The sequence below is a fragment of the Shewanella sp. ISS20 genome (assembly GCF_056522965.1).
Genome location: NZ_JAWRZK010000001.1, coordinates 2136584 through 2156439 on the forward strand (window position 1 = coordinate 2136584; position 19856 = coordinate 2156439).

Annotated in this window: 19 protein-coding genes and 1 pseudogene; 11 read left to right on the forward strand and 9 right to left on the reverse strand. The window is 45.5% G+C overall.

The window, feature by feature from the left end; all coding sequences use genetic code 11:
* The first annotated feature begins 101 nt into the window (after nt 1–101).
* Complete coding sequence (locus AC1HDP_RS09915; RefSeq protein ID WP_479638624.1) at nt 102–1556, forward strand: DEAD/DEAH box helicase; 1455 nt, start codon at nt 102–104, stop codon at nt 1554–1556.
* A gap of 198 nt (nt 1557–1754) precedes the next feature.
* On the opposite strand, the gene dbpA is transcribed toward AC1HDP_RS09915, so the two are convergent.
* From dbpA to AC1HDP_RS09935, 4 genes are all read right to left on the reverse strand, one after another.
* A complete protein-coding gene (dbpA, locus tag AC1HDP_RS09920) occupies nt 1755–3161 on the reverse strand; it encodes an ATP-dependent RNA helicase DbpA (RefSeq protein WP_479638625.1) in 1407 nt (468 codons plus the stop codon).
* A 147-nt stretch (nt 3162–3308) separates the two neighbouring features.
* Nucleotides 3309–4358: an endonuclease/exonuclease/phosphatase family protein gene (locus AC1HDP_RS09925; protein ID WP_479638626.1), complete on the reverse strand. Its 1050-nt coding sequence runs from the start codon at nt 4356–4358 to the stop codon at nt 3309–3311.
* A gap of 28 nt (nt 4359–4386) precedes the next feature.
* Nucleotides 4387–5046, reverse strand: a complete 660-nt coding sequence (locus tag AC1HDP_RS09930; RefSeq protein ID WP_140933573.1) for a CatB-related O-acetyltransferase — start codon at nt 5044–5046, stop codon at nt 4387–4389.
* Between the two features lie 184 nt (nt 5047–5230).
* Nucleotides 5231–5902, reverse strand: coding sequence for a nitroreductase family protein (locus tag AC1HDP_RS09935; protein WP_140933574.1), 672 nt, complete (start codon nt 5900–5902; stop codon nt 5231–5233).
* Nucleotides 5903–6225: 323 nt separating this feature from the next.
* Here AC1HDP_RS09935 and codB point away from each other — a divergent pair, with 323 nt between their 5' ends.
* The 7 genes from codB to AC1HDP_RS09970 all read left to right on the forward strand — a co-directional run bounded on the left by codB (nt 6226) and on the right by AC1HDP_RS09970 (nt 12415).
* Nucleotides 6226–7479 (forward strand): cytosine permease, encoded by a 1254-nt coding sequence (codB, locus tag AC1HDP_RS09940; RefSeq protein ID WP_479638627.1) that lies wholly within the window; start codon nt 6226–6228, stop codon nt 7477–7479.
* 15 nt (nt 7480–7494) lie between these two features.
* On the forward strand, nt 7495–8775 hold the full coding sequence (locus tag AC1HDP_RS09945) for a cytosine deaminase (protein WP_479638628.1): 1281 nt from the start codon (nt 7495–7497) through the stop codon (nt 8773–8775).
* 111 nt (nt 8776–8886) lie between these two features.
* Entirely contained in the window at nt 8887–10119 is a 1233-nt protein-coding gene (gene kch, locus AC1HDP_RS09950; protein ID WP_479638629.1) for a voltage-gated potassium channel protein, read from the forward strand.
* A gap of 95 nt (nt 10120–10214) precedes the next feature.
* On the forward strand, nt 10215–10448 hold the full coding sequence (locus AC1HDP_RS09955; RefSeq protein ID WP_140933578.1) for a hypothetical protein: 234 nt from the start codon (nt 10215–10217) through the stop codon (nt 10446–10448).
* 132 nt (nt 10449–10580) lie between these two features.
* On the forward strand, nt 10581–10829 hold the full coding sequence (locus AC1HDP_RS09960; RefSeq protein ID WP_479638630.1) for a GlsB/YeaQ/YmgE family stress response membrane protein: 249 nt from the start codon (nt 10581–10583) through the stop codon (nt 10827–10829).
* Nucleotides 10830–11173: 344 nt separating this feature from the next.
* Nucleotides 11174–11647 (forward strand): rhodanese-like domain-containing protein, encoded by a 474-nt coding sequence (locus tag AC1HDP_RS09965; RefSeq protein ID WP_479638631.1) that lies wholly within the window; start codon nt 11174–11176, stop codon nt 11645–11647.
* 168 nt (nt 11648–11815) lie between these two features.
* Nucleotides 11816–12415, forward strand: coding sequence for a CBS domain-containing protein (locus tag AC1HDP_RS09970; protein WP_479638632.1), 600 nt, complete (start codon nt 11816–11818; stop codon nt 12413–12415).
* A 21-nt stretch (nt 12416–12436) separates the two neighbouring features.
* Here AC1HDP_RS09970 and AC1HDP_RS09975 read toward each other — a convergent pair whose 3' ends face one another.
* Nucleotides 12437–13612, reverse strand: coding sequence for a type III PLP-dependent enzyme (locus tag AC1HDP_RS09975; RefSeq protein WP_479638633.1), 1176 nt, complete (start codon nt 13610–13612; stop codon nt 12437–12439).
* A gap of 204 nt (nt 13613–13816) precedes the next feature.
* Between AC1HDP_RS09975 and trxC the strand changes: the two genes are divergently transcribed.
* Complete coding sequence (trxC, locus tag AC1HDP_RS09980) at nt 13817–14239, forward strand: thioredoxin TrxC (protein ID WP_479638634.1); 423 nt, start codon at nt 13817–13819, stop codon at nt 14237–14239.
* A 135-nt stretch (nt 14240–14374) separates the two neighbouring features.
* Nucleotides 14375–14551, forward strand: coding sequence for a hypothetical protein (locus tag AC1HDP_RS09985; RefSeq protein ID WP_168195216.1), 177 nt, complete (start codon nt 14375–14377; stop codon nt 14549–14551).
* A gap of 70 nt (nt 14552–14621) precedes the next feature.
* On the opposite strand, the gene cspE (AC1HDP_RS09990) is transcribed toward AC1HDP_RS09985, so the two are convergent.
* Nucleotides 14622–14828, reverse strand: coding sequence for a transcription antiterminator/RNA stability regulator CspE (cspE, locus tag AC1HDP_RS09990; protein WP_140933584.1), 207 nt, complete (start codon nt 14826–14828; stop codon nt 14622–14624).
* 58 nt (nt 14829–14886) lie between these two features.
* Nucleotides 14887–15099, reverse strand: a complete 213-nt coding sequence (gene cspE / locus AC1HDP_RS09995) for a transcription antiterminator/RNA stability regulator CspE (RefSeq protein WP_140933585.1) — start codon at nt 15097–15099, stop codon at nt 14887–14889.
* 573 nt (nt 15100–15672) lie between these two features.
* On the opposite strand from cspE (AC1HDP_RS09995), the pseudogene AC1HDP_RS10000 reads away from it, so the two are divergent.
* Nucleotides 15673–16920: pseudogene (locus AC1HDP_RS10000) on the forward strand (IS4 family transposase).
* A gap of 66 nt (nt 16921–16986) precedes the next feature.
* Here AC1HDP_RS10000 and lysS read toward each other — a convergent pair.
* Nucleotides 16987–18498: a lysine--tRNA ligase gene (gene lysS, locus AC1HDP_RS10005; RefSeq protein ID WP_479638635.1), complete on the reverse strand. Its 1512-nt coding sequence runs from the start codon at nt 18496–18498 to the stop codon at nt 16987–16989.
* A gap of 61 nt (nt 18499–18559) precedes the next feature.
* Nucleotides 18560–19658, reverse strand: a protein-coding gene (gene prfB / locus AC1HDP_RS10010; RefSeq protein ID WP_168195217.1) for a peptide chain release factor 2 whose coding sequence is annotated in 2 segments (ribosomal slippage) — nt 18560–19582 and nt 19584–19658 — 1098 coding nt in all. Because the reading frame shifts where the segments join, the coding sequence is not laid out codon by codon here.
* Nucleotides 19659–19856 lie beyond the last annotated feature (198 nt).

The window sequence follows — 19856 nt, forward strand, 5'->3', positions numbered from 1 at the left end:
ATCGGGTAAGCTGCCCGACCTTCAGGCCGCATTGCTAATTTAATGCTGCCGCCGTATTTGGCGTAGGGGCTTATTAGCACTACGCAACAAGAGATTAATGCATGAGCTTTGCCTCCCTGGGTCTGTCGGCCCCGATTTTAAAAGCGGTAGCTGAACAAGGTTACCAAACTCCTTCCCCAATCCAAGCACAAGCCATCCCAGCCGTATTAACTGGCCGTGATATTATGGCGGCTGCGCAAACGGGGACAGGCAAGACTGCAGGTTTTACCCTGCCAATGTTACAGTTATTAAGCAGTGGCGGGCGAACTCGCGGCGTGAGTATCCGTGCCTTAGTGCTGACTCCAACTCGTGAGTTAGCAGCACAGATTAGCGAAAACGTTAAGCAATACAGTGCGTATTTACCGTTAAAAAGCACAGTCGTATTCGGCGGCGTGTCTATCAATCCACAAATCGCTGAATTGCGTCGTGGCGTTGATGTACTGGTTGCCACCCCAGGCCGTTTACTGGACTTGCAACAGCAAGGCGCTGTGAAATTCGATAAACTCGAAATTCTGGTATTAGATGAAGCCGACCGCATGCTGGACATGGGCTTTATTCACGATATTCGCCGCATCTTAAAAATGTTGCCGCCTAAGCGTCAGAACTTAATGTTCTCGGCCACCTTTAGCGATGACATTCGTGAACTGGCTAAAGGCTTAGTGAACGATCCGGTTGAAATTTCTGTGACCCCAAGAAATAGCACAGCAACGACTGTCACTCAGTGGATCACTACCGTTGATAAAAGCCGCAAAGCTGCCCTGTTAACTGAACTGTTTGCAGTGTATGACTGGACCCAAGTATTAGTGTTCTCGCGCACTAAGCATGGCGCTAATCGTCTGGCACGTTATTTAGATGACCACGGTATTTCTGCCGCGGCCATTCATGGCAACAAGAGCCAGAATGCTCGTACTCAAGCCTTAGCTGACTTTAAAGCCGGTAAAGTAAAAGCCTTAGTGGCAACCGATATCGCCGCCCGCGGTTTAGATATCGAGCAATTACCGCAAGTAGTTAACTTTGACTTACCACAAGTGGCTGAAGACTATGTGCACCGTATTGGCCGTACTGGCCGCGCAGGCGCCACTGGTCATGCCGTATCTTTGGTGAGCAGCGAAGAAACTAAAATGCTGCGCGACATTGAGAAGCTAATTCGTCAAACCTTAACCCGTAAGGTGTTTGAAGGTTATGAGCCGACTCAAGAAGTACCAACTGGCCCAGGCGCCACTAGCACTTCAACCAAGCCTAAGCAAAGCCAAGGCCGCGGCCCAGCTAAACCAAGAGCTAATGCTGAAGGTCAGCGTCGCTCAAGCAATGCTAATGCCGGTAATGGCAATAGCCGCACCAGTGCGGCTAGCAAGAGCCAAGCGCCGCGCCCAGCACGAGCTAAAAGCGAAGGTGAAAACCCATACGCTAACAGCAAGCCGCAGCGTCAAGCTGAAGGCAGCCGCTCTGATGCTAAGCCTGCGCCTAAAGCCAACAAAGGTAACTTTCAAGGCCAGCGTCGCTCGCACTCTGCCTAATAGCCTTAAGGCTGTCATGGGGGATTACTGCTTAAATCAGTACCCCCCCGATGAACGCCCATAAAAAAACGCCGATAACTCAGTTATCGGCGTTTTTTTATGAGCTGGATTAATTCAGGCGCTAGTGACTAATGTCTAGAAGCTTGCACTAGAAGCCAAGCGCTAGCGTTAATCAAGTTAACGCTAGCAAAGCCAATACTAGTCGCGATTTTGCATTAAGGTCGCGCGGAAGTTTTTACCCTTAAGCTTACCTTTGGCCAGAATCGCTAACGCAATACGGGCTGAAGGACGCTTGATAGCCACAAAGCTGCGGATATCAGTAATCATAATTTTACCAATATCATCACCGGTTAACTGCTTGTCGGCGGTTAATGCGCCAAGCACATCACCTGGGCGTAACTTATCTTTCTTACCGCCATCAATCAGCACAGTAATCATTTGTGGCTCAGCCGGCATACGGCTTAACACGCTATCACTTGGCAAATGATCATATTGAATGCTGATATCTAAAGCTTCTTCCAGCAAGGCAATCTTGTAGTCATCATTGCTGCGGCAAAAGCTAAAGGCTTTACCTTGGGCGCCAGCACGGCCAGTACGACCAATGCGGTGAATGTGCAATTCAGGCTCATGGGCTAACTCAAAGTTAAATACCGCATCAAGATTATCGATATCTAAACCACGGGCGGCTACGTCGGTAGCTACCAGCACGTTGATGCTCTTGTTAGCAAACTGCACTAAGGTGCGGTCACGATCGCGCTGATCTAAATCACCATTAAGTGATAAGGCGCTAAAACCCCAGTTTTGCAAGCTAGTGGCCACTTGCTCACACTCACTTTTGGTATTACAAAATACCACGGCAGATTCTGGTTGCTCGGCCAGTAACAATAAGCGCAAGGCGTCTAAACGCTCGCTGCGATCTAACTGATAAAAATGCTGGGCAATGGCTAAATTGTCATGGCCACCGGCCACTTCGACCATTTCAGGCTTAGTCATGAAACGCGCTGACATGGCCTTAATCTTTTCAGGATAGGTCGCGCTAAACAGCATGGTTTGACGATAATGCGGCGTGCTATCCACAATCGCTTGCAGCGGCTTTTCAAAGCCCATTTCTAACATGCGATCGGCTTCATCTAATACCAGAGTGGTCAGATGGCTTAAATCTAAACGGCCGCGATCTAAATGATCTAATACGCGACCTGGGGTGCCAACAATAATGTGGGCGCCATGTTCTAATGAACCAATTTGTGGGCCAACAGCCATGCCACCACATAAGGTCAGCACTTTAATGTTGTGAATACCGCGCGCGAGGTTTCTGATTTCCTGCGCTACTTGATCGGCTAATTCGCGCGTTGGGCATAACACCAGAGTTTGAATGCGAAAACGCTGCACATCCAATTTATTGAGTAAGCACAAACCAAAGGCAGCCGTTTTACCACTACCAGTTTTGGCTTTAGCAATCAGATCTTTACCATTCAATGTCAAAGGTAAAGAGGCGGCTTGGATTGGCGTCATTTGGGTGTAACCCAAGGTCGTCAGGTTAGTCAGCAACTCAGTGCGCAGTGGCAAAGTAGCAAATAAACAGGTATCAGAAACTGGAGCGGTCAAGGGTAAACCTCTAGCCCGAAGGCGAGTTATAAACATAAAAACGGCGCCGACAAGGCGCCGCACACGGTCGCAATCATAGCAAATTGGCACCCTATCAGCCATGACTAACTGGCTTATCCCGATAAATTCCTCGAAGGCGCTACGAGCTTATTGCCGCAATTGCACTGTCACCATCACGACCCCATGATCTGTGCTGTGACTATCTAAGGCATAATCTGGGCGCAATAGGTGGCGATCAAACACTTCATAGCCCTCAACACAAGCCAGTTGCCAGCAATAGCTAGGCGCAAAATCTTGGCTTAACAATATATAATCAAGCACTTGGCCATGGCCGCCATAATAGTGGGTTGGGATCGCCGCTAACGTTTGGCCGGTTTCTTGTTCAAACAGATGAAAGCTATCAAAGAGTTGTAAGGCCGCGCCCTGAGATTGCGCTTGTGGCTGTGATGACGTTTGCGCTGTTGATTGCGCTTGGGTTTGAGCGTGCGGCGCATTGGCTTTAGTTACCCTATTGGGGCTGACTAACCCCTGCAATAAGTCACTGGTGAGCGCATCATTAAAATCCCCCATCAATATCATAGGTAAGCCGCATTCACGATAACGGCTACGCAAGGCGCTGCGCACTAAGCTAGCTTCCGCTAAGCGCTGAATACTGGCAGCGGCATCACCAAAATCTGCATTGATATTGCCGTTTTCACACTCATTAAATTGCGATCGCTTTGATTTAAAATGCACCACGTAGCAATCGCACAAGCCAAGCCCTGGGATATTAACTTGTGCCCATAAGGGCTTGCGACTAAAGCTAAAATCAGCGCTCAGCCCAAGTTGCGCGCGTGCTTGCGGCGCTACCTTAAGGGCATCAGAATTTACTATGGGATAACGACTAGCAAGCGCTGTAACTGGTTGCTGATAGATATAGGCATCGATTAGCTCTGGATTATCGATTACAGCAAAATAGGGGTAACCCGCTTGCAGCAGTAATTGCTGCAACTCAACAACACTAAACACTTCTTGAAAGCCTATGATATCGGGCTGATGCTCAGCCAAATAACGGCTTATCCAGTGGCACTTTTGCTGCCACTGCGGCTCAGAATAGATATTAAATTGCTCGTAATAAGCCAAGGGCGGCGCAATAAAATTAAATAAATTAAGGGTCGCAATTCTAATGGGCGCAGAGAGCACATCAACAGCAGTCATTAGCCAATATGTCCTTTGATTATTTCACTTAGCACTTGGCGGAGGCAATAAAGGCATCTATATCGCCACTGCAAACTAGCGGCATCTGCGCTTGCAACTTTGCTAATGGCCAATCCCACCATTTAAGCGCTAATAAGGCTGTTATTTGTGATTCACTAAAGCGATAGCGTAATAGTCGATTTTGCCCAACCACTATGGCATAAGGCGGCACATCTTTAGTAATAACAGCACGGGCACCGATGACAGCGCCATCGCCAATATGCACGCCCGGCATGATCATAGCTTCAGTGCCAATCCACACATCATTACCAATGACAGTATCACCTGAGCGCTCAAAGCCGCTTTTGACTTGCTCACCAAATTGCTTAGCATCAAAAGGAAAAGTCGATATCCAATCGAGACGATGGCCTTGGTTACCAGCCAGCATAAAGGTGGCGCCAGAGGCAATGGAGCAGAACTTACCTATAATAAGTTTATCAACTTCCCCATAAATTCCCGCTTCCCAAACATCTTGGGTGACGCTATCGCCAAGTAAATAGCGCACACAAATGTCTTCAAAAGATTTGCCATGATAATAGCCAGAATAATAACTGTATTCACCTACTTGAATATTAGGATGAGTGACATGCTCGGCTAAGGCTTGGCCGCTCAGCCAACTAGCAAAAACATTGGCAGATGTTTGCGTCATGGGACTTCCTTGATGGTAATAAATAGCGCAATGGTTAGCTCATGCTGAGTGTTATGGGGCATTAAATCCACATGCCCCAGATAAGTCGCGGCCAAAGCGTGTTGCTCAAAAGAAAAATCACGACTTAAGTGAGTTACGGCTTAAATGAATCACGACTTTAACGAGCACAACCTAAAGCCCATCATTATAAAAAGGTCGCTAACTGCGCCAAGCTTTTTTTCTGGAGTGCATGCTCTGGCACAGTCGCATCTGGGGCTGGATAGCCTGCCACTATCAAGATAAAGGGCCGCTCATTGTCGGCATCGCGGCCGCAAATCTCAGTTAAAAAGCTCATAGGCTTAGGGGTATGAGTCAAGGTTGCCAATCCAGCATGATGCAGCGCCTGAATCAAAAAGCCTGTGGCTATGCCTACAGATTCATGCACATAGTAGTTTTGGCTGTGGCCATCTTGCTGCGCGCCGCCGCGCTTTTGACTAAATACCGCAATTAACCACGGCGCTTCGCTTAAATAAGGTTTACTGGCATTGGTGCCTAAAGGTTTTAGCGCCGTTAGCCATTCCTCGCCGCCGCGCCCCTCATAAAAGGCGCGCTCAATGGCTTCAGCTTCCGCGCGGATTTTGGCTTTCACATCAGCGCTTTGAATCGCCACAAAATGCCACGGCTGATGATTAGCGCCATTAGGCGCCGTGCCTGCTGCCAATAAGCATTGCTCGATAATGGCGGCAGCCACCGGGCGCGAGCTAAATTTACGAATGGAATGGCGCCGCTTAATGTCTTGATAGTTTTGCTCGGCGCGCATCAGCATCTCTGCTGCTGAGTACTCAATAAAATCGACTAACGCTTGGTGCTCACTCATTACGACTCCATGTGACAGGTTACTTTTATAGCGATAACACCACACTAAGCCAAGGCGCGGGCAACATCAATATGGAACTTATCTATGTCAGCATCGACCATGAACGCAAATCTCCAGCAAAACCTTGCAGCGCAAATACACAGAAATAGAACTTAAGTGATTCTGAATGTTATTTAAAATCAATTAAAAACAATGCGTTAAAAAGTTAATTGAACTTTACGAGCAACTTATTCATTTTTTACATTGACCTCAGCGTTTAAATCCATAAAATGCGCAAAATTTGCCTAAAAATTTGTGACAACAAAAAAATAAGAGGTGGGAAAATGAGCAGTGATAATAATTTCAGTTTGGGTCAGGTGCCGCAACACGCACGGCAAAGTACACTGTCCTTAACTATGGTGATGTTAGGACTGACGTTTTTCTCAGCAAGTATGTGGACCGGCGGCACTTTAGGCACAGGTCTTAATCTCAATGACTTTCTACTAGCCGTGATCATAGGCAACTTAATCTTAGGTATTTACACTTCTTGTTTAGGCTATATCGGCGCATCGACTGGCTTATCTACGCACTTACTGGCGCGCTACTCATTCGGCGAAAAAGGCTCGTGGTTACCCTCATTGCTGCTTGGCGGCACTCAAGTCGGTTGGTTTGGTGTTGGCGTCGCCATGTTTGCCATTCCCGTACACAAGGCCACAGGCATAGATACCCAAGTGCTGATCTTAGTCTCTGGCGCCTTAATGACAGCCACTGTTTACTTTGGCATTAAAGCCCTAATGATCTTATCGGCCATAGCTGTGCCTGCCATCGCTATGCTCGGCGGTTATAGTGTGATTGAAGCCATTGCCAGCATGGGCGGCATATCAGCGTTACAAGAACTCGCCCCAAGTGAGCAAATGAGCTTAACCTTAGCCATCGCCATGGTAGTGGGGTCATTTATTTCTGCTGGCACCTTAACGGCCGATTTTGTCCGTTTCGGACGTAATGCTAAAACAGCGGTTGTGGTCACTATGGTGGCCTTTTTTATGGGCAATACCTTGATGTTTATCTTTGGCGCCGCGGGCGCTGCCGCCACTGGGCATGCGGATATTTCAGAAGTGATGATAGCCCAAGGCCTACTTATCCCCGCCATTATCGTGTTAGGGCTAAATATCTGGACCACTAACGATAATGCCCTCTACGCTTCTGGCCTAGGTTTTGCCAACATCACTGGTCTTTCAAGCAAATACTTATCCATAGTCAATGGCGTAATCGGCACCTTTTGCGCTTTGTGGCTGTATAATAATTTCGTCGGTTGGTTAACCTTTTTATCCGCAGCTATTCCGCCTATCGGTGGTATTTTGATTGCTGATTTTATTAAGAACCGCAAGCGCTATAGCGACATTGCCAACACGTTACACCAACAAGTGATGGTTAATTGGTCCGCCATTATAGGGGTTGCCATAGGTGTCGCCGCTGGCCATTTATTACCTGGCATAGTGCCACTGAATGCCGTGCTGGCTGGTGCTGGCAGTTACTTATTACTCGATACCTTGAGCCGCCATTTTCGCCAACTGCCGATTCAAGCCAAACAAGCCTAAATTTCAGGAAACGTTATGAATAACTCCTTGCTCATTACCAATGTCACAGTGCGCGGTCAGACTGGGCTTAAGAAAATTGTCATTGACAATGGTCGCTTCAGCGCCATTTATCCAGCCGACGCCCCGCTTGAGATCAATGCCACTGTGATTGATGGTGAAGGCGGCATGGCCATGGCGCCTTTTTGTGAACCACATATTCACTTAGATACCACTCAAACCGCTGGTGAACCTAACTGGAATATTTCAGGCACTTTATTTGAAGGCATTGAGCGCTGGGCTGAGCGCAAGGCATTACTGTCCATTGAAGATGTTAAAGCGCGCGCTAAGCAAACCTTGTCATGGCAGATTGCTAACGGTATTCAACATGTGCGTACCCATGTGGATGTATCAGATCCAAGCTTGACGGCGCTGCGCGCTATGTTAGAAGTTAAAGCTGAGATGAAAGACGTAGTTGACTTGCAAATCGTCGCATTTCCGCAAGAAGGTATCTTGTCATACCCAAATGGCAAGGCCTTGATGGAAGAAGCCTTAGGGCTTGGCGCCGATGTGATTGGCGCGATTCCGCACTTTGAATTCACCCGTGAATACGGCATTGAATCTCTGCACTATATTTTTGAATTAGCGCAAAAATATGACCGTTTAATCGACGTGCACTGCGATGAAATTGATGATGAGCAATCGCGCTTTATCGAAACCTTAGCAGCCCTGGCCCACAAATATGACATAGGCCACAAGGTCACGGCTAGCCACACCACCGCCATGCATTCTTATAACTGTGCCTATGCTTCACGCTTGTTCCGTTTACTTAAGATGGCGGGCATTAGTTTTGTGGCTAACCCGCTAGTTAACATTCACTTGCAAGGCCGCTTTGATGATTATCCAAAACGCCGCGGTGTAACCCGAGTTAAAGAGATGCTGGCCAGCAATATCAATGTGTGTTTAGGCCATGATGATGTGTTTGACCCTTGGTATCCACTGGGCACTGCCAACATGCTGCAAGTACTGCACATGGGGCTGCATGTGTGTCAAATCATGGGCTATGAGCAATTAGATAAGTCTTTGGATTTAATCAGTACCCACAGTGCCAAAGCCTTAGCTTTAGGTGAGCAATACGGTATTGAAATTGGCCGTCCAGGCAACTTAATCATACTACCGGCTGATAGTGATTTTGATGCCCTGCGCCGCCAAGTGCCTGTGCGTTACTCCATTAGAGGCGGCAAACTAATTGCCAGCACACAACCTGCGGTGAGTCATATTTACCATGATGGTGAGCAGCGTATCGATTTTCGCCGTTAATGACCCATGTCTTTGGCCATACAATCAAGGGCAGATTAAATATTGTCAGGAAACTTAAGCCGACTTAGTTTTTAACCTATACTGGCAAAAAAACTACGATGCGACTGGCAATTGAAACACTTTAAGCATTTGATAAAAAAGGCCGTAAACTTCTGGATCGCCATACGCCACAACTTAGTGGCGTTAGCGGTTCTGCTCAATGGTTTATTAATCTTTAAAACCGTCTACGGCACCTCAAGCAATATCATTGAACTGCTGCATATCGCTAACTTCTCCGAAGCCAGCATTACTGCATTAACTAATGCACCTTGGTTTATGCTGGGTGTGTTTTTAGTCTTAAATTCCGCTGGATTAGTCTTTAGGGCGCGTATCGCTTGGGTCATGAGCTTAGTGCTACTAGTCACTACCCTACTGTTTACTTTCCATTTCATACCCGATCAGCAGCACAGTATTAATCTGTGTATTTTTACATTAGGGTTATTGTTATTGCTGCGCAAAGATTTTACCCGCAGCAGCGCCACCGCAGGCGGCATATTTTCGTTAATTACCTTCGTTATTTTAGTGGCTTACGCTACTTATGGCAGCCTGTATTTCGGTGATGGTTTTGCGCCTAAAATCGATAATATTATGACTGCCTTTTACTTCTCCATGGTTACTATGACAACCGTTGGTTATGGCGATATTTTACCTGTAAGTGAGGCTGCGAGACTCTTTACTATTTCGGTCATCATTTCAGGTATTACTGTATTTGCCACCTCAGTGACGACTATTTTTGGGCCGCTTATTCGCGGTGGACTTGATAAACTGGTTAAAGGAAACAAGACCCTAATGAAACGTGAAGACCATTTTATTGTCTGTGGCACCTCTATGATGGCCATGAATACCATTAACCAACTGCATCAGCGCGGCCTGGATGTCACCATAATTACTGTGCGCCCCGAAGATGAATTTGCCATGATAGAACAAAGTCTTGAAGGTAAATTCGATATTATTTCAGGGGATAGTAGCGACAGCGCGGTACTCAAAAAGGCTGGGCTTGAAAACTGCCGAGCCATTTTAGCCCTCGCTGAAAACGATGCCGACAACGCCTTTATCTTATTATCGGCAAGAGACTTATCTGCCGATGTAAAAACTGTCGTAATAGTGAACGATAGTAAAAATATCAATAAGATAAAGATGGTGCAGCCGGATATTATCTTATCGCCACAACTGTTTGGCAGCGAAGTGCTAGCGAGAATGCTTAACGGTGAAGAAATCGACAATAAGGTTCTGATTTCTATGCTATTAAATTCTGGCCATGGCATTTTTGATAAAAAAGTGACGCCTGAGCCCACCAAGAGCTAAACCCTCTATGCTTGAGGTGGCAGCTTGATCATGACTCAAACGCGCAGGCGCGCTAATATAGCCAGCATTATTGATTGACTACCTCAACAACACCCATGAATAAAGAAAAAATCGGTCTAATTATACTTGCCATAGTGGCTATTGGCTTTGGCATTTACGCTATCGATGGCAGTCGTCAGGTATTAGCGCAATTTGGCATAAACTCACCTTGGCCTGTCATTGGCGTATTTAGTGGCTTAATTGCCTTAACTTGGTGTGCTAATCGCTGGTTTTGGCCAACCTTAGTGGCCGCAGCACTCATCCCCCTTGGCATCATAGTCTTTGGCTAAAGCGCACATATCCCCTCTTAAGTGGTGTTGAACTCACCAACACTTGATGCCGAGTTCAACACTTAGCGCACCATCACTTCCTCATACACTGACCTATACTCATTACCGCCAAATAATCATTGAGGAAACAATATGTCAGTATCATCAATCTTAGCCATGCTAATCATAGGCGCCATTGCCGGTTGGTTAGCAGGAAAAATCATGCAAGGCCAAGGCTTTGGCCTGCTTGGTAATATTGCTGTCGGAATTGTGGGTTCTCTTCTTGGAGGCTTAGTATTTGGCATGCTGGGATTTGCGTCCATCGGCATTATTGGCTCGATTATTAGTGCTACTGTGGGCGCAGTATTACTGCTATATATCATCCAGAAAGTGAAAAGCTAACGTTGACACTCACTGCATTAGCCTAAAAGCTCACGCACTTATATAACCATGCCATAATAACCATGCCCATACCCTTGCCCATGACCCCTGCACAGGGATGTGCATAAGCCTTTACCCTTTCCTATCCCTCAATATGTTTTTATAACTTTTCACATACCAAAAAGTGACTAAAAATAGTTAGCTCAGCGCATTAAATCCCAAATATTTACGATAAACAGCAAGCTTATGCTTTTACAAATATTTTTTGCTAAAAGCTTGGTGAACTGCTGCCCGCATCCTTGCGAAGGAATTGTTGTCTGACCAATATGGTGGCATTCAATCAAGCCACATGAGAAATAACCATAATGAAAATTAGAATTATCAGTGCATTAGCCTTAACTGCTTTATTTACTGGCGCCGTCAATGCCGCTAACTATAATGCCGAACTTGCCGCTAGCTATTATGAGCATTTTGCGCCAATACAAGGCGCTGCTGCCGGTAAAAATCTCGGATTAATGAGCCCTGAAGTATTTGTAAACAGCATTAAGGCTGGTAATAAACTGGTTGCCGTGGATATAAGAACCCCAGCTGAAATGGATATCTTTGGTTTGGCTTTGCCTGGCAGCCTTGCAATGTCAGCTGAAACTGTATTCTTGCCAGAGAACTTAGCTAAACTGCCAACCGACAAACCTGTCGTGATTATATGTAAATCAGGGGCGCGAGCTACTGCTATTGGCACAGCGCTGCGCCACGCTGGTTTTGATAATGTAAAGATTCTAAAGGGTGGGTTTAAAGGCTTAAGTGCGTATTTAGGACCAGTTGAAGCGAATCAAGGCTAACAGCATGATTGCCACTATTTATGACCCTTGGCATGCCCTATTTAGCATATCAATAGCGGCTGATAAATAGTGGCTAGAGGACTGCTTAACGACTATGGTAAGTGATAGGAATAGCTGTTGATGAATTTGGCACATTGCTTAATCAGCCACATTTCAGAGAACTTAACAATGAAAACTCTACACCCACATCCTATCAGCGAAATTGATCATCTCATCCAACCCAACCATTTTGATGATATAAATCTGAGTTCAGCGGCGTGCGAAATTTTAGTCGATTTTCACCATAGCCCACCGAGTATGATAGATGCCGATACCCAAGTGGTGGCTGCACTAGAAATGATGCTGCACGAACATAGCCAAATTAAAATGGTGATAGATATCAATCAAGAATTAATCGGTATTATCACTCAAGATGCCCTATCACCGCAGGCGATTACCACTCATCAGAACAAATTCACGCCCAAGCGGGAAATCACAGTTGAAGACTTGATGATACCTCGTGAGCAGTTACTGGCCTTAGACTATGAGCAAGTATTAGCGGCCAACGTGGGCGACATACTTAACACTCTTAAGCAGAGCGGCGTTCATCATTGCTTAGTGGTGGATGCTAGTAATCATCAAATTCGCGGCTTACTCAATTCAGCCGATATAGCAGCGCGCTTACATATTGCGCCGCCAACAGCCGAAGAAAAACCCTCATTCTTTAGCATCTTTAAGCACTTAAGTCATCGCTTAGCTCAGCTAAAAGAAGCGCATCAGGCTTTATAAGCAGCCAATACTTACTCCTGCTTAGAGATAATAATCTTTAAGCGGGGGAAAGCCATTAAAGCAAACGGCCGAATAAGTCGTGGTATAAGCGCCTGTCGTTAACCAATACATACGATCGCCTATGGCTAAATCTTGCGGCAAACCATAACGGTAATGCTCATACATAATATCAGCGCTATCACAGGTAGGCCCGGCGATTACACAAGCGCCTAATGACCCTTGTTTATCGGTAACAATCGGGAATTTAATCGCTTCATCTAAGGTTTCAATTAACCCTGAGAATTTACCTACATCCGCAAATACCCAACGCTCATTGGCATCATTAGATTTATGAGAAATAAGCACAACTTCTGATACCAATACGCCAGCATTAGAAATCAGTGAACGCCCAGGCTCTAATATGATTTCAGGCAATTTAATGGGGAAGGCTTGATGTAAATAACTAATAATCTCATCAGCATAACGAGCAAGCGCTTGAGTCTTATCCAAGTAATTAGCTGGAAACCCCCCGCCCATATTAATCATGGCTAACTCAATGCCGGCATCTGCTTTTAAGCGCGCAAATAAGTTAGCTACTTGGTTAATCGCAATTTGCCAAGCGCCGATGTCGCGTTGCTGTGAGCCCACATGAAAAGAGATACCGTAAGGCGTTAACCCTAAAGATTGTGCCAATACCAATAAGTCGTAAGCCATTTCTGGCTGACAACCAAATTTACGTGACAATGGCCAATCAGCCGTATCATTGCCAGCCGTTAAAATTCGCACATAAACGCGACTACCTGGGGCAGCCTCTGCCAACATGCGGATATCCGCTTCTGAATCAGATGCAAATAGGCGCACGCCGCGCTCATAAAAAGCTTCAACATCTTTACGCTTCTTGATGGTATTACCAAAACTAACGCGATCGCAACTAACCCCATGGGCCAAAACGGCGTCAAGCTCATAAATAGAGGCAATATCAAAGTTGGCTTGTTTTTGCTGCAGCAATTGCAGAATTGGCGCTCCCGGATTGGCTTTTACAGCATAATAAATATGAGCAAAAGGGAAATATTTAGTCATTTCGTCATATTGTTCGGCAACGATTGCTGTATCTATCACCACAAACGGGGTTGGCTTATTGGCGGAAAACTGCTTTATACGCTCAAACCTTGACTGTTCATAGTAATCATCAATCTCAATTGTCTTAAAATGACTCATAAAAACGATATCTCCTAGGGTTAGCAATAGTGAATGTTCGCGCAGTAGACGATATTTCATTGAAATAATCAATGACTATTTATTCATTAAAATTAATTTATTATTGAATTTGGTATGACATTGGTTTCATTCGATTTAACTTTCTATCCGATGGCCTATCCCGTTAAAATCATCACAGCCAATTATCAATGCACAGGATAAGCTATGTTAATTTCATGCCCCAATTGCGCAGGACTCAATCGTGTCGCAGACACAACAATGTCGCAGCAACCTAAGTGTGGTCACTGCCAAGCACCACTGGTAAGCGGTCAAGTCGTCACCTTAACGGCGCAAAACTTTACCCGCCATGCTAATCAGTCACAACTGCCTTTAGTTATCGATTTTTGGGCGGATTGGTGTGGCCCTTGTAAGAGCTTTGCGCCAACATTTAGCGCTGTAGCGCAAACCATGGCAGGGCGTTTTCGCTTTGGTAAGCTTGATACCCAAACCCAAGTGGAAATTGCCAATCAATTTGGGATCCGGTCAATTCCAACACTCATGATCATTAAGGAAGGTCAAATTGTGGCGCAGCAAGCTGGTGCCATGTCAGGCCAAGATTTTCAACATTGGTTAAATGCACACGCCTAAGCTCAAACTTGTGACCATAACAGGTTAATTGACACTAATTGGTGATAATCCACTTGATCAAACATGATAGGCTTGCTAATTTCAGGGGATAAGGATAAAAATTCGCCAGCCAAAGTAACCTACAGGACGAGATTTATGAGTACACGCTCACCCGCTAACAATCACTTCGAGCCTAAAGCCTCTAAGCTTAATTACGAGCAAATGGCCGATGATTTTGTGACTATGTTTACCGCTATTGCCAAACAGCGTCATGGACAAGTGGTCGAACAACAACATGATGTTGAGATGAGTGTTACGCCTAAGCTTAAGTGACAATAACTCAAATTACAGGTACAAAAAAGGTCGCTCGAGGCGACCTTTTTAACTTCTTATTGCCGGCTAATTACAGCGCAACAACGTTAGAAGCTTGAGGACCTTTAGGACCTTGTTCCAGAGCGAAAGACACTTTTTGGCCTTCTGCTAAGGTTTTGAAGCCTTCAGAAACGATTGAACGGAAATGTACGAATACATCTGGACCGCCGTTATCTTGAGCAATGAAACCGAAACCTTTCTCTTCGTTAAACCATTTTACTGAACCAGTGCTAGACATGTGATGTCCCTTTAATTATAAAAAAACTAAAAAATTATTTGTCGAAGTAATTCTGTAATTACAGAGCAACAACGTTAGCAGCTTGAGGACCCTTAGGACCTTGCTCAAGCATGAAAGAAACCTTCTGACCTTCAGATAAAGTCTTGAAGCCTTCAGAAGCAATAGCGCGGAAATGTACGAATACATCTGGGCCGCCATTGTCTTGAGCGATAAAACCAAAACCTTTATCTTCGTTAAACCATTTTACTGAACCAGTGTTTGAATTAGACATTTGATGTCCCTTATAAATAAATAATTAAATTAATTTCCAAAAAATTTGGAATGCTAAAGCTCGAATTATTAATATTTACGAAGAAGCGAAAGAAACACTGAGGACAAAAACGAAACGAGAATGCGTCTTAGGGTTTTGCTTGAACTTATGCTTATTTTAATAACTCTACTCTCAAGTAGCGCCAGAATAATAGCAGTGTGACCTTCGCAAAGTAAAGCAGTATTTTGTTTATTTTTTGATAGCCTTCTAGCTGTCTAATCTTCAGGTTTCATCAGGCTTTGCGCCATTGCGCCCATCAGTGCAACTAAGCCGTTAATATCTAAAAGGTCGGCCTATGCCATCTTGATAGCCTATGATGCTTTCAGGCGTGTCAGAGGAGATAAGACAAGTTTGAAAAGCATGCATTACTTGCAAGTAAGATGTCAGTACGCCCCAATTCTTCAGCAAAAAACATCATGTTTCAGACATTAAAAAGCCCAGAAATTTCTGTAATGCCGATCAGTTAAGACAGATTGCTTGACGATCTCACTGAAAGGATCAAAATCCGATGACCCCATGTCATCGGATTTTTTTATGCAACTTTCAGACGCTTTGGCGCGTACTCATATCAATCGCCATACCGAATTCACCTGTCTGGCCGATGTGCTTGAGCCTGATTTAATTCAGTCGTGCCTTGATTCTCATGGTGTTGCCAGTTTACAGCCACGTAAGTTACTTATGGATGCCATGATTTGGGCGGTGATTGGTATGGCTCTGTTCAGAGGCGAGTCCGTCCGCTCTCTCATCAATAAGCTTGCTATCGTCTTACCTCAAGAAGTGGATTACGTGGCTCGCAGTGCTGTCACGCAAGCGCGTAAGTGGCTAGGCTCTGACGTTGTTCAGGATGTGTTTAAGCGAAGTGCCAAAACCTGGCATGAGAGAGCAGAGCATCCTCATTGGTGTGGACTCAACCTCTACGGTGTCGATGGTGTCGTGTGGCGAACACCTGATAGTGAGCAAAACAATCAAGCAGCCACTTGGTATTGAACAGCGCCTTTGATTCTGTTGCTGTCAGTGAAATGAATTTAGCCGCCGAACTGATATCCAGCATACCCAATAACAGCCTGACTCTGTTTGACAGAGGCTTCTATTCGTTAGGGCTTTTGCACGCCTGGCAACAGGCTCAACCTAACAGCCACTGGCTGCTGCCGTTGAAGAAAGGCACACAATATGAAGTGGTACGCTCTTTAGGAAAACACGACCAACTGGTGCAGTTAACCACCACACCTCAAGCCAGAAAGAAATGGCCTATTGCCTGACAATATTGAAGCTCGCTTACTGACGAAGACGGTAAAAGGTAAGTTGGTTTCCATTTTGACCTGATTAACTGACCCCTTACGTTATCCGGGGGCCGAGATAGTGGATTTATATGCCCATCGATGGGAGATAGAAGTGGGCTATCGGGAGATGAAGCAGCATCTGCTGGAGAGTCGCTTTACGCTACGCAGTCAATTACCAGAGCTGGTTATCCAAGAATTGTGGGGGGTACTGTTGGCCTATAACCTCATCAGATACAAGATGGTGTTGATGGCTAAAAGCTTACCGTCGTTACATCCGAACCAATTAAGCTTTAGAGATGCGTCGAGTTATATCATTTTCAAACTGACTCAGCTGCCATCTCAAACGCCAGGGAATGTTCCGAGAGATGTCTTGGACATAGTGCGTAATGCGAGGCAGTTCAAGCTTGATGGGAAACGGGATAGAGCCTATCCATGTGCGTTAAAAATGAGTAAAAACAAGTATCCCATTAAGCCTAAGAAAAATGCCGTTCACACTAAGTGAACGGCATTAGAGCATGCTCTGGCTTTTTTTATGAGTCGCACTTAGCTAATCAAAAATGAGAAATGATTAAGCTTGCGGACGCATAGCTGGGAATAAAATCACGTCACGGATGGTGTGAGTGTTAGTGAACAACATCACTAAACGATCGATACCAATACCTTGACCAGCCGTTGGTGGTAAACCGTGCTCTAACGCTGTGATGTAGTCAGCGTCATAGAACATAGCTTCATCATCACCCGCGTCTTTAGCATCAACCTGAGCCTTAAAGCGTGCATCTTGGTCTTCAGCATCGTTTAACTCGCTGAAACCGTTAGCCACTTCACGACCACCAATGAAGAACTCGAAACGATCAGTAATGAAATCATTGCCATCGCTACGACGAGCTAAAGGTGAAATATCAGCTGGATAACCCGTGATAAAGGTTGGCTGCATTAACTTAGGCTCAGCGGTTTCACCGAAGATTTCTTCTAACAGCTGACCACAGCTCCAGAAAGTTTCAACGTCAATGTGTAAGCTCTTAGCCAGTGAACGCATGAATTCTAAATCTTTCACTTGCTCATAAGTCATGGCTTGAATAGTGGCATTGTCAGGATTGTAATGCTGAATCGCTTCCAGCATGCTCATTCTGGCGTAAGGGCCACCGAAATCTACTGTATGCTCGCCGTATGGCAGCTTAGTATCGCCACATAAATCTTTAGCGATTGAGCTCAGCATTTCTTCAGTTAAATCAATCAGATCATTATAGTCAGCATACGCCATATAGAATTCCATCATAGTGAATTCTGGGTTATGGCGTGGCGACAAACCTTCGTTACGGAAGTTACGGTTAATTTCGAACACACGCTCAAAACCACCAACAACTAAACGCTTCAGGTATAACTCAGGGGCAATACGCAGATACATAGACATATCTAAAGCATTGTGATGAGTAATAAAAGGACGGGCAGAAGCACCACCTGGGATGACGTGCATCATAGGGGTTTCAACTTCCATGAACTCTTTTTTAACCATGAAGTTACGGATTGCCGCAACCACTTTAGAGCGCATAATGAAAGCTTGACGAGAATCTTCGTTCACAATCAGGTCAACATAACGTTGACGATAACGAGTTTCTTGGTCAGTCAGGCCGTGGAATTTTTCTGGCAGAGGACGCAGCGCTTTAGTCAGCAACTGATACTCTTCCATGTTGACGTATAAATCGCCTTTACCTGACAAATGCAGTTGACCGGTTACACCTATGATGTCACCAATATCTAAACCTTGGAAACGCTCTTTAATATCAGCCTGAACGCCTTTTTCGGCATAGGCTTGAATGCGACCAGACACATCTTGGATCACCAAGAATGGACCACGCTTAGCCATGATACGGCCAGCAATGCTGGTCTTAAAGCCTAATGCTTCCAGTTCTTCTTTAGTGTTGTGACCATACTCAGCCTGCAGTTCAGCCGCTTTATGGGTGCGACGGAAAGTATTTGGGTGAGCGTTAGCAGGACACTGCTGACGGACATGTTCAAGCTTAGCGCGACGCTCGGCGATCAGCTTGTTCTCATCTTGGATTACTTGCACTTGTTCAGTCATATCTTTCTCTCTGTGCCAACATTGGCCGGCGAACCGACCACCTGGTCAATCTGAATAGCCCTTACAGGCCGGACTTCAGGCTGGCCTCAATAAATTTATCTAGGTCACCATCTAATACCGCTTGGGTATTACGGGTTTCAACCCCAGTACGCAAATCCTTAATACGTGAATCATCGAGCACGTATGAACGAATTTGACTGCCCCAACCGATATCTGACTTGGCATCTTCAGCGGCCTGCTTTTCAGCATTCTGCTTCTGGATTTCCAGTTCATACAGCTTAGCTTTCAATTGCTTCATGGCTGTATCACGGTTTTTATGCTGCGAGCGGTCGTTTTGACACTGCACCACAGTATTGGTTGGAACGTGGGTAATACGAATCGCCGATTCAGTACGGTTAACGTGCTGACCACCCGCACCTGAGGCGCGGTAAGTATCAACCCGTAAATCGGCAGGGTTGATATCAATCTCAATATCATCATCAATTTCTGGATAGACGAACACTGAGCAGAATGACGTATGGCGACGTCCACCTGAATCAAAAGGTGACTTACGTACTAAGCGGTGCACACCCGTTTCAGTGCGCAGCCAACCAAAGGCGTACTCACCAGAAAACTTAATGGTAGCGCTCTTAATGCCGGCAACATCACCGTCTGATACTTCAATCAGCTCAGGGGCAAAGTCGTGGGCATCGCCCCAACGTAAGAACATCCGCAGCACCATATTGGCCCAATCTTGCGCTTCGGTACCGCCCGAGCCAGATTGAATATCCAAATAACAGTCATTGCTGTCATGAGGGCCAGAAAACATACGGCGGAATTCCAGTTCAGCTAATCGAGCTTCAAGATCATCTAATTCCGCTTGCGCATCATTAAAAGTTTCTTGATCTTGCTCTTCAATCGCTAATTCCAGCAGACCTTCCACATCTTCAAGACCAGTGTCTAATGCGTCTATGGTTTCCACCACAGCTTCCAGACTTGAACGCTCTTTGCCTAAGGCTTGAGCACGTTCAGGTTCATTCCAAACTTCAGAGCTTTCTAACTCGCGGCTAACTTCTTCTAGACGCTCTTTTTTGGCGTCATAGTCAAAGATACCCCCTAAGAAGCTGTGTGCGCTCGGCCAGCTCCTTAATCTTAAATTTCACAGGATTGACTTCAAACATGATGATTTACTTTTGAGTTGGAGTTAAAAGGCGATAAAGACGGCATTTTACCTCAATTAACTCGCAAATCCCAGTTGAATAGCCATCAAAAATACTCAACTTTATGGAGCTAACTCGCTAGCATCCCACGGCTTTATCTTGGCTTAAAAAAACACTGAAAAGTGTGACTTCTGCACCTGATTAATAATAAATCATCAT